Source organism: Micromonospora sp. NPDC049799 (assembly GCF_040656655.1).
Classification (GTDB): domain Bacteria; phylum Actinomycetota; class Actinomycetes; order Mycobacteriales; family Micromonosporaceae; genus Micromonospora.
The window spans coordinates 1-10,192 of sequence record NZ_JBFAMU010000158.1; the positions used below are offsets into that span (position 1 = coordinate 1).

Sequence of the window (10,192 nt, forward strand, 5' to 3'; positions counted from 1 at the left end):
GAGGGCAACCGCTGGGAGATCGCTTGGGCGCGCACGGCGGTCTTCGACGAGCGCGGGGCACTCGTCTCCTTCGGCTGAGCGACGAACGCTCTAAGGTCGCCCTGCCGGGCGGTCTGACCTGCGCATTACGAGTCGGCGGCCGGGCGCTGGTCCACCGCTTGGTCCTCGTGCCCGACACGGTGTCCCGGTCCGCGATCGTCCGCTCATGCTGGCGGTGTCCGGGCCGTAGCGGCGGGCGCCCATGTCGTAGCCGCCGGAACCGTTGGGCACCGGGCTGGGTGTGGTGCCGGTGCTGGTGGCTCGCTGGCGCTACCAGGTCCACGCCTCCGCCTCGCCCTCACCGACGTACCACCGCTCGACGGCAGCCCTGACGCCAACCAACACCGCCACCCAGACAAAGCGAACTGACGGTGGCCGCTCGCCGAGGAGCGGGCCAGATCCGCGGAAGCTGGACGAGCGGTATCAGGACGTGGACGTCCTGCGGCGGCGGCACCGTCCGGCCGCGCCACCGCAGGCCGGGTGAAGCGACCGCCGGTGCCCGCTGTCGCGGGTTTCCGCGGTTTCGTTGGGTTGTCGGCCAACCATCGATGATGTCTGATCGATAAGGTCCGCAGTTCACCAGTGGGCATCATCTGACTCCCCGCAACCGGATCCGGCACGTGTCGACGGGCCGGTGCCGAGGCGTGCCTCCTGATGCCCACCGCGTGCTGCACCATCCACAGAAAGGGTGCCGTCCTTGTCGACACGCTCGATCCGCCATTTCCTGGGGGCGTTGTTCGCCCTCGTCGTCCTGACTGCCGTCGGTCTCGCCACGCCCGCCTCCGCGGCCGGGCCGCGACCGCTCTTCCAGGTGCCGTTCCCGTGCGGCGAAACCTGGCTGATGACCACCTACCCGGGGCACGACTACAAGATCGACATGACCCATCCCAGCGGCAGCCTGGGCCGGCCCATCATCGCCTCGGCCAGCGGCACGGTGAGTTTCGCCGGCTGGGGATCCAGCGGCGGCTGGTGGGTCATGATCGACCACGGCAACGGTTGGCAGACCCAGTACCTGCACATGGATGAGCCGGGCCCGGTGGTCCGCCAGGGGCAGCAGGTCGGCATCGGGCAGTTGATCGGGTACGTCGGCAACACCGGCAACTCGACCGGCCCGCACCTGCACTACGTCCAGTACGCCGACGGGGGCCTCACCGAGTCCTACTTCAACGGGGTTCCCTCGGGGATGACCAGCGGCTACGGCCCGGATCGTTGGATCACCAGCGCCAACTGCGGCTCGACGCGCCCCACCGAGACGATCTCCGACTGGAGCGGTGACGGGCACGCGGACGTGCTGGGCGTCGATTCGGCGGGCGACCTGTGGTACTACCCGAACAACGGTCTCGCCCTCTCGACCCGGACGAAGATCGGTAACGGCTGGGGCTCCTTCAAGCACGTCATGGCCGACGACTGGAGCGGTGACGGCAAGGCCGACGTGCTGGGTGTCGACGCCGCGGGCGACCTGCGGTACTACGCGCACAACGGCACCGGCCTCAGCACCCCGGTCAAGATCGGCCACGGTTGGGGGACGTTCAAGCACGTGATGGCCGCCGACTGGAGCGGTGACGGTCAGGCGGACGTGCTCGGCGTCGACTCGGCGGGCTACCTCTGGTACTACCCGCACAACGGCACCGGGCTCAGCGCCCCGGTCAGGATCGGTCACGGCTGGAGCACCTTCAAGCAGGTCATGGCCGCCGACTGGAGCGGTGACGACCAGGCGGACGTGCTCGCCGTCGACTCGGCGGGCTACCTCTGGTACTACCCGCACAACGGCGCGGGGCTCAGCAGTCCGGTCAAGATCGGTCACGGCTGGGGCACCTTCAAGCACGTCTTCGCCTCCGACTTCTCGGGTGACGGTCAGGCGGACGTGCTCGGCGTCGATTCGGCCGGCGACCTCTGGTACTACCCGCACTGGGGCACCGGCCTCGGCACCCCGGTCAAGCTCGGTCACAACTGGGGCACGTTCCCGTTCGTGATGTGAGTGCCCGGACGGTGCGGGCGGCGACGTCGCCGCCCGCACCGTCCCGGTGCCGGTGTCGGTCGTGGCCGGCCCCGTCCACCTCGCCGCCGGCTGTCTCCGCACATCCGTGCGCCACCAGCCCCGCGCGTCCGCCGCCTCCTCGGGCCAGACGTCCAGGAGGTCTCTCGGGGGCTGCCGAGGATTACTGGAGACCAGCCCGGAGTCGCGGGATATAGGCGCCAAGCCGGCGTGGGCGGCCAGCTTGGCGGGGCTGTCGTATTCGGTCATGCCGGCGGTGTGGACCAGCAGTTCGGCGGTGAGCAGGGGTCCCATGCCGGGAAGGCTCCCGACGACCGGCGTCAGGGGGGTGCTGATTGAGCTGCTCGGCGATGAGGTCGTCGACAGCGGCGATCCGCTGCTCCCTGGGCGAGGATCTCGCTGGCCATCTGCCCGACCACCACGGCGGCGGCGCGTTCCCGGGGCAGCGTGACGGTCTGCTGCCGGAAGAGGGTGGCGACGCGCTGCCCGACGAGGTCGGCGCGGTAGCCGGTCAGGACGGTGAGTTCGGCGAGGAGACGGTCGGAAGGCTCCAGGACGGGGATGTCGGGGCGCATGCGGATGGTCTGGGCGATGACCACCGCGTCGCGGGCGTCGGTCTTGTTCTCTCCTGCGAACGCGGCAGCCATGTGGAACGCGACGGTGCCGGAGACGTAGCGGACCTGGACCTGCCGCCGCCACAGCAGGGTCAGCAGCAGGGCGGAGAGGCCGGGTGTGACGTCGACCGCCCAGCAGACCGGGCGGCCGTGCGTCGAGACCTCGGCCATGACCGTCAGGAGGGCGATCTCGTCGTCACCTTCACCGCCGGCGCACGCACCGCCTGGCACACCCACCCGGGCGGGCAACGGCTCGTCGTCACCGACGGCGTCGGCCGGACCCAGCAATGGGGCGGACCGGTCGAGGAGTTCCGTGCCGGCGACGTGGTCTGGTGCCCACCAGGTGTCAAGCACTGGCAGGGGGCCGGACCGGACGGCCCGATGACCCACGCCCTCTGAGCCCCGCCGCGGCAAGCGCGGCATCGCCACGGTCGACGGCCGCAAGTCGAACACCGGAACCCCGCATACTGAACACGAATTGCTCCGCAAATCGAAAGCCGCTTGCCTCGCAGATCGAAACCGTGCCTGGATGACGTGACGTGCAGGCCATCGCCGAGGTGGCCGACCGGCACACCCGCGACATCATCGACCGCTACCAGGCCCAGGCCGGGGACGGCACCGCGCCGACCGGGCTGGCCGAGGTGGTGGCCGCACTCCGGCGCGGGCAGGTCGACACCGTGCTGCTGGTCGACGACGCGGCTGGAACATCGGGCTGCCGGTGTCGAGAACCCACAGCCGGTCGGCCGGATCGACCACGATGCTCTGCACCGAGACGAACGCCTGCGCGTCGTCGTCGGCCGACGGGCTGTTCCACGCCTGGTCGGGAAACGGCACCTCGGCGCCGTCGCCCAGCTCGACGACAGTGGCCGGCACCTGGTCCCCCCACTTCGGGAAGTTGACGAAGATCCGTCCGGTGTGCGAGACGCTCACGCCGGTCGGCATCGGCCCGGTGAAGGTATGTACGACCTCCAGCTCGCCGACCGGTTCGTCACCCACCGGGCCGGTCATCGCAGGGCCTTGAGGGCGACGGCGGTGACCGCACCGTAGGCCAGGTGCGGGACGAGGTCGGTGACCCAGTCGGCCGCCGACCACGAGCGCGGGTCGGTGACCTTCAGCGCGGTCATCGGGGCGTTGGAGGCGATCATCGCCAGGCCGGTCAGCGCCAGCGTCGACACGGCGGTGGGCAGCCGCCGGCCACCCGCCGCGGCCCACACGCCGGCGGCGGCCACGGAGGTGGCGTAGCCGAGCAGCGGCCCGAGCCCGGACTTCCGGTTCTCACCGGCCTGCTGGTCACCGAGGTCGACGTGAGCCAGGTCGGCGAGGCGGGTGGCGCTGTCCTCCCCGGCGCTGCTGGCCGGCCGGGCCCGCACCGCCATGTCCAGGTAGGTGACGGCGTTCAAGGCGGACGCGCCGGCCGCGCCGGCGATGAGTGCTCTGCTGGTCGGCGTCATCCTCGCCTGCTACCCCGTTGCCCGTCGATGACACCCCGGCCGAGCGCACCTTCCGGCGCAACCGGGTTGAAATCGGGCACTCGATGGCAAGCCTGCCCCAACCACTCTGCTGCTGGGGCGTTCGCCGGAAGCGGGGGTAGGGTGGCTGCCCTGTAGTTCACATCCGCCGTACCGGGTGTGACGAATCGGCGTCGAGCACCGGCGTTGGTCCCGGCTCCGCCCCAGTGGGTCCGTGCAGCGGTCCGCGACGCGCGGACTGCCATCCCGCGCGCCCACCCCCTTCTGGTTCTGCGGGCGTGCCGCCTGTAAGGAGCTGGGTGCCATGGCCCCCCTGCCGACGGACCCCGCTGACGCCTTCGCCGAACTCGGCCGCATCAAGCTCGGCGAGACCGGCCTCGAAGACGTCCTGCAACGCGTCGCCGAACTGGCCAAACGCGCCCTGACCACACCGGTGGAGGTGTCGGTCACCCTGGTCCGCAACGGCACCGGGCACACCGCGGCGTTCACCGACGACCTGGCCCGCGAACTGGACGAGCGGCAGTACGCCCAGGGACGCGGCCCCTGCCTGGACGCCGCCGCCAGCGGCGACGTCCTGCCCGTACCCGACCTCACCGCCGAGGACCGCTGGCCGGACTGGGCCGAACGTGGAGTGAAGGCAGGGGTGGGAAGCTCGCTGTCGATCGGCCTACCCATCCAGGACGCCGTCGTCGGCGCGCTCAACGTCTACGCCCGCACCCCGCACGCCTTCGACGACGACACGGTCGCCGTCCTGGAGACCTTCGCCGCGTACGCCGCGGTTGCCCTGGCCAACGCGCAGCTCTACGACAGCACCGCCGTTCTGGCCCAGCAGATGCAGGAAGCGATGGCCAGCCGCGCGGTCATCGAGCAGGCCAAGGGCATCATCATGGCCGAACGCCGCTGCACCCCCACCGAGGCGTTCAACATCCTGGCGAAGGTGTCGCAGGACTCCAACCGCAAGGTCCGCGACGTGGCCCAGGCCCTCGTCGACCGGGCAGCCGGGACACCCGAACGCTGACCCACATCCACCTTTCGCCGGCCTTGCGGGTGCTGCCGCTGTTGGCCTTGCGATTGGCCTCGACGAGGTCCGCCTTCTGCATCCGGAACCGGCAACGATGTCGAGCTTCTTCGCCAGGTCCATCGACCAAACCCCGCCGTTCGCCGACGCTGGGCTGCTTTACCTACTGGCCAGCGAGGGGTTCGGGCCGAAGGAGATCAATCGCCAGGCGATCCGAGCCGAGCAGGTCGGCTTCGACTTCGTCGAGATGAGCGACCACTTCCATCCCTGGCTCGACGTGCAGGGCCGTGCGAGCCGGGTCCGCCGTGCGTACTACATGTCAGACCGGGCAGGAAGTCGACGGGCGCCCCGGGCCTGCACCGCGTGCGTCAGCGTCATGAGCAGCAGACCACCCACCAGATTGCCCGCACCAGCGAGCACGACGTTCAGCCCCAGGTCGGCGTAGCTCACGTGGGCGCCTAGCCAGATGCCGAACAGCAGGTGCAGGCCGGAGACCACGACGTGGTCGAACGGGCCGAGGGCCAGGAAGAACCCCACCACGTACGCCAGGGCGATCCGGCTGCCCGTGGATCCGACCGCGTGCAGCAGGTACGACAGCAGGGTGAGCAGCGTGCCGGCCGCGATCCCCCGGGTGAAGGTGGCCAGGCCCCCCTTGGCGGCGATCTCCTCCGCGACCAGGACCAGCGTCTCGTGCGCGCGGCCGGGCAGGGTCCCGCGCACGGCGAACACCGCGGCCATCACCGCTCCACCGACGAAGTTGAGCAACAGCACCAGAAACCACAGCCGCGCCAACTGTCCGGCAGCCGAGGCACGACGGCGCGCGATCGCCGCCGCCACCGGGTCGAAGAAGTTCTCGGTGAAGAGCTCCGTGCGCCCGACCACCACGAACACCAGCCCGATACCGAACGCGAGCGCCCCGATCAGCTGACCGACCCCCGAGGCGTAGTCCGGCGCGACCAGCTCACGTGCCACACCGAGAGCGACGATTCCGAACACGATCGTCACCCCGGCGATGAAACCGGTGGAAGCTTGTTCCAACGCACTCATCGACAGGCGACGCTCACCCTCACCCCGCGCACGGTCGTAGACGTCCTCAGGGCGCGGCTCTCCTGCCATTCGCCCTGGATACCCGGACAAGGAGCAGCGAACCCCGCCGCCTGACCATCGCCCGGTGCTCCGGTCGGTCCGCCACGCCGGGAGCGGAGTGCTGTCCGGGAATGCCTCGTCGAGCTGGGCCACCATCTGCCGGCTCAGGGTGCACTCGGCCTCGTGCCCAGCGCCGCCGGGCCACCGGGCACCGCCGCCCCGAACGCATCCGCCGCTGAACCGGCGGTGCTGTGCCTCTACAAGATCCGGTGCGACCCACTTCCCGGTTCGGGACCTGGGTGACGGATGGGTATCAGAAGCTGGTGCCGGTGGGTACGGCCGGCGGGCAGCACCGGGTCGGCCGGTGTCACTGCGCCTGCGCCGGGTCGGATCCAGTTTGGCTGTGGGGTGGCGACGGGGGTTCTGGCTGTCGGCCCCGGGCGTGTCGGGCGTCGGCCAGGGCCATGCCGAGAAGGACGGCGAGGGCTCCGCTCGCGGCGATCAACGGTGTGGTGAAGGGGTGTTGGAGGGGTCCCAGGCGTCGTCCAGTTCCCGGCTCATGCCGGGCACCGGCCAGGAAAAGCGGGCCGACACGAGGTCGATCGTGATGGCCAGCGACCACAGGCCCACCCGGGCCGTGTCCTGGACCAGGACGCCGCCCAGCCACGGCACCGCCGACACGCCGAACCAGATCGCCGACCGGAGATAGAGGGACCGTAGCGCAGGATCCCGCCCGAGCCGGATGACGACCAGCGGCCTGCCCACCTGAAGAACCACGTACGGCACGGCGTACGCCCAGCCGCGCTCCCGGAACGCGTACGGCAATGACGATGCCATGAACACCACGCCGAACGCGGTGAGCAGCACCATCGCCTGGACCGCTCGCCGCCGCGCATCGAAGCGGCTTGTGATGTGGGAGGTGGTCGTCAGCCCGGCGCTTCGCTCCCGCACGGCTGTCCGCCCGCACCGCCTCGTCGACAGGCGGCTCCTGGTTCCGCCGACCACCGGCTGCGCCCTCAGTCACCGACTCAGTCTTCAGCCCGACCGGCCGCAGCACGGCGAAAAGTTGAAACGCTGCACAGGTGCACGCCGCGCCCGAACTCATCCGCCGGCACCCGCCGCGCTCAGGAAATGCCACTAGTGTGAGTAAAACACCTGTAAATGACTGGCTATCGACGATCTGACGGAGGAGAGATGAAGAAGAACTACATCCGGTTCGGCCTGGTCCTGCTGATCAGCCTCGCGGTCATGTTCGTCCTCACGCTGTCGCAGATCCGCAGGTGGTCGGACTTCTACCTGAACCTGAGCAACTTCTACATGTCGGTGATCATGGTGGCCGTCATGGGCGTCATCATGATGGGCGTCATGCACCAGATGTTCATCGACCGGCGCCTCAACATCGCGCTGTACGCCGTGCTGGGCGCTCTCTTCGTCGGCGGGTTCGCGGCGGTGCGCACCGAGCCGTTCGTGGGCAACGAGGGCTTCCTCAAGTCGATGATCCCCCACCACTCCCGAGCGGTCCTCGTCTGCCAGGAGTCGGACATCACCGACCCGGAGATCGTGCGACTCTGCGACCAGATCGTCAGATCCCAGGAGGAGGAGATCACTCAGATGAAGAAGATCCTCGACGACCGGTACTGACCGCTCCCACCGCCCTCCCCGCACCAGGTAGCGGAGAACCCTGACTGACTCCGCCGGTCCGCCGACGAGCCGACCACTGTTCGCCTGAGCCGATCCTCGGTGCACGCGGACTAGGGTGCAGCCATGACCTGGCCGGCTACCGAGTCGCCACTCATCGGCCGCGACAAGGAACTGGCCGCGGCGGTGGCCGCGCTGCGGGTCGCCGGGTCTCCGGGCGCGCTGCTCGCCGGGCCGACCGGCGTGGGCAAGACCCGCCTGGCCCAAGAAGCGGCCGAGCGGATACGAGGGGTCCAGGTCCTGCCGGTGCGCTGGCCGGTCGCCGGGTCCGGTCTGACACTCGCCGGGCTCAACGGGCTGCTCCCGTCCGTCGACAGCCGGACTGGCGGCCTGGACCCCGTGCAACTCGGCCTGCTCGGCCTCCGTCGCCTCGCCGAGCAGGGCCCAACGATCCTGTTCGTCGATGACGCTCACCGGCTCGACGAGACATCCCTCGCCGTACTTCACCAGGCCGTCATCGAGGGACTGGTCACGCTGCTCGCCACGGCGCGTACCGACGAGCCGGGCCGGAATGCGCTGACCGCGCTGTGGAAGGACGCCGGCGTCGTCCGGATCGACCTCGCCGCGCTCGGTCCGCAGGCGTCCGACGCCCTGCTGGTTGCCGCTCTGGACGGTCCGGTGGAGGGTCGTACGCTGCGTCGCCTGCGCGACGCCGCCGCCGGGAATCCACTCTTCCTGCGCGAACTGGTCGCCTCGGCGCTCGAATCCGGCCTCCTCGATTGCCCGGACGGCCTCTGGCAGCTCACCGGTCCGATGACAGCGATCCCCCGGCTGGCCGAGCTGCTACGAGGTCGACTCACCGACACCGGGACGGGGGAACGAGAGGCACTGGAACTGCTTGCCGCGGGCGAACCCGTCCCCCTGCCGGTGGCGTCCGCCATCACCGGCGAGGAGGTGCTGGAAGCGCTGGAGCGCCGGGGGCTGATCGCCGTGGACCTCGGTGATCAACCGGTGGTCCGGCTCCGCCATCCGCTCTACGGCGAACTGCTCCGGGCCGACACCCCGGCCCTGGGCCGGCGGCGACACGTTCGCCGGCTCGCCGACGCGCTGGACGCCGAGGGCCCGCCGGCCCCGGGGAACCTCATCCGGAGCGCGCTGTGGCGGCTCGACGGCGGCGGCCCCGTCAACCCGGAATTCATGTTGGCCGCCGCCGAACGGGCCGCGTTGACCCGGGAGCACGCTCTGGCCCAGCGGTTCGCCCAGTGTGCCTGGTCGGCGGGGGGCGGCATGCTGGCCGGGCTGGCCTCCGTCCGGGCACTGGCCCACCTGGGACGGGCCGACGAAGCCGTCGCGCTCTGTGTCGAGCTGACCGAGCAGGTCGCCGTCGACGGGACGGAGGAGGACCGCTGCCAGGTGGCGATCCAGCATGCCGAGATCCTCGTGCACGCCGCCGACGACGTGCACGCCGCACGTACCATGCTCGAACTCGCGTCCGAACGGGCGAGGGGCGGGGCGGGGCACCCCCGCCCGGACGGGCCGGTGGCGCCGGAACTGCCCAACCCCTGGCGCGACGGGCTCGACGCCTACGGTCTCTACCTGCGGTCGTACCAGCTCGACTGCACCGTGATCGACGCGGCCCTGGCGACCCTGCGCCGGCCGGGGCCGGTCTCGTCCCGGCTCGCCGCCAGCTCCGCCGCCGGGTGCGCGCTGCTGCTGGCCGGTCGGATCGCCGAGGCGGAGGCGTTGATCCTGGAGACGTTGCCGCTGGCCCGGCGCCACCTCGGATCGAGCCAGATGCAGCGCAGCGGGATCTCCCCGTTCCTCGCGCTGGTGCGCTGCTACCGGCCCGACCCCGGTTCAGCGCTCGAACTCGCCCTGGCCGGGTACGAGACCAGCCTGCATCCGCCCGATCCGGTCAGCCAGACGCTGCACGCCCTCGCGCTGGCCCAGATCTCGCTGGTCCGGGGCCGGCCCCGCACGGCTCTGCGCTGGGCCCAGGAGTCCCGCCTGGTGGCCGGGGACATCGGCCTGCGTCCGGTGTGCCGCTGGGCCTCGGCGCTCCGCGTGCAGGCCGGCGTCCAGCTCGGGCTCGAGGTGGACGACGCCGTCACCGACCTGGACCGGTACGCGGGCGGTTCGGCTTCGGTCCGACTGTTCGACATGGAGGTTGCCCGCGCCCGCGCCTGGCACGGCGCGGCCCGGGGGGACGGCGGAGCAGGCGTCGTCCTGCTCGCCGACGCCGTCGCCGAGCACGCCCGCCCCGGCTGGGGTGGGGAGAGAGCGCTTCCTGGTCGGTGACAGCCGGGCGTCGGGCGCGTTGCCGAATTGTTAC

At 70.8% G+C, this 10,192-nt stretch carries 10 protein-coding genes and 1 pseudogene; 5 read left to right on the forward strand and 6 right to left on the reverse strand.

What is annotated here, in order from left to right; genetic code table 11:
* The first annotated feature begins 736 nt into the window (after positions 1-736).
* Positions 737-2,017 (forward strand): VCBS repeat domain-containing M23 family metallopeptidase, encoded by a 1,281-nt coding sequence (locus tag AB0I76_RS14445; protein WP_357034582.1) that lies wholly within the window; start codon positions 737-739, stop codon positions 2,015-2,017.
* A gap of 240 nt (positions 2,018-2,257) precedes the next feature.
* Here AB0I76_RS14445 and AB0I76_RS14450 read toward each other — a convergent pair.
* Both AB0I76_RS14450 and AB0I76_RS14455 read right to left on the reverse strand, forming a co-directional pair.
* Positions 2,258-2,329, reverse strand: a pseudogene (locus AB0I76_RS14450) (hypothetical protein); the annotation flags it as partial.
* A gap of 26 nt (positions 2,330-2,355) precedes the next feature.
* Positions 2,356-2,820, reverse strand: a complete 465-nt coding sequence (locus AB0I76_RS14455; RefSeq protein ID WP_357034584.1) for a transposase — start codon at positions 2,818-2,820, stop codon at positions 2,356-2,358.
* Between AB0I76_RS14455 and AB0I76_RS14460 the strand changes: the two genes are divergently transcribed.
* Positions 2,800-3,048, forward strand: a complete 249-nt coding sequence (locus AB0I76_RS14460) for a cupin domain-containing protein (RefSeq protein WP_357034586.1) — start codon at positions 2,800-2,802, stop codon at positions 3,046-3,048. The two genes, AB0I76_RS14455 and AB0I76_RS14460, sit on opposite strands and share 21 nt — an antisense overlap.
* 183 nt (positions 3,049-3,231) lie before the next feature.
* On the opposite strand, the gene AB0I76_RS14465 is transcribed toward AB0I76_RS14460, so the two are convergent.
* Positions 3,232-3,645 (reverse strand): L-dopachrome tautomerase-related protein, encoded by a 414-nt coding sequence (locus AB0I76_RS14465; protein ID WP_357034588.1) that lies wholly within the window; start codon positions 3,643-3,645, stop codon positions 3,232-3,234.
* A gap of 8 nt (positions 3,646-3,653) precedes the next feature.
* A complete protein-coding gene (locus AB0I76_RS14470; protein WP_357034591.1) occupies positions 3,654-4,100 on the reverse strand; it encodes a hypothetical protein in 447 nt (148 codons plus the stop codon).
* Positions 4,101-4,422: 322 nt separating this feature from the next.
* On the opposite strand from AB0I76_RS14470, the gene AB0I76_RS14475 reads away from it, so the two are divergent.
* Complete coding sequence (locus AB0I76_RS14475) at positions 4,423-5,136, forward strand: GAF and ANTAR domain-containing protein (protein ID WP_357034593.1); 714 nt, start codon at positions 4,423-4,425, stop codon at positions 5,134-5,136.
* 312 nt (positions 5,137-5,448) lie between these two features.
* Here the strand turns inward: AB0I76_RS14475 and AB0I76_RS14480 are convergent, their stop codons facing one another.
* On the reverse strand, positions 5,449-6,378 hold the full coding sequence (locus AB0I76_RS14480) for a formate/nitrite transporter family protein (RefSeq protein ID WP_357034595.1): 930 nt from the start codon (positions 6,376-6,378) through the stop codon (positions 5,449-5,451).
* 345 nt (positions 6,379-6,723) lie between these two features.
* On the reverse strand, positions 6,724-7,227 hold the full coding sequence (locus AB0I76_RS14485; protein WP_357034597.1) for a low temperature requirement protein A: 504 nt from the start codon (positions 7,225-7,227) through the stop codon (positions 6,724-6,726).
* A gap of 189 nt (positions 7,228-7,416) precedes the next feature.
* Here AB0I76_RS14485 and AB0I76_RS14490 point away from each other — a divergent pair, with 189 nt between their 5' ends.
* Both AB0I76_RS14490 and AB0I76_RS14495 read left to right on the forward strand, forming a co-directional pair.
* Complete coding sequence (locus AB0I76_RS14490; protein ID WP_357034599.1) at positions 7,417-7,863, forward strand: DUF305 domain-containing protein; 447 nt, start codon at positions 7,417-7,419, stop codon at positions 7,861-7,863.
* A gap of 123 nt (positions 7,864-7,986) precedes the next feature.
* Positions 7,987-10,158 carry an AAA family ATPase gene (locus tag AB0I76_RS14495; protein WP_357034601.1) on the forward strand — a complete coding sequence of 724 codons (2,172 nt, stop codon included), beginning with the start codon at positions 7,987-7,989 and terminating at the stop codon, positions 10,156-10,158.
* Positions 10,159-10,192: the final 34 nt, after the last annotated feature.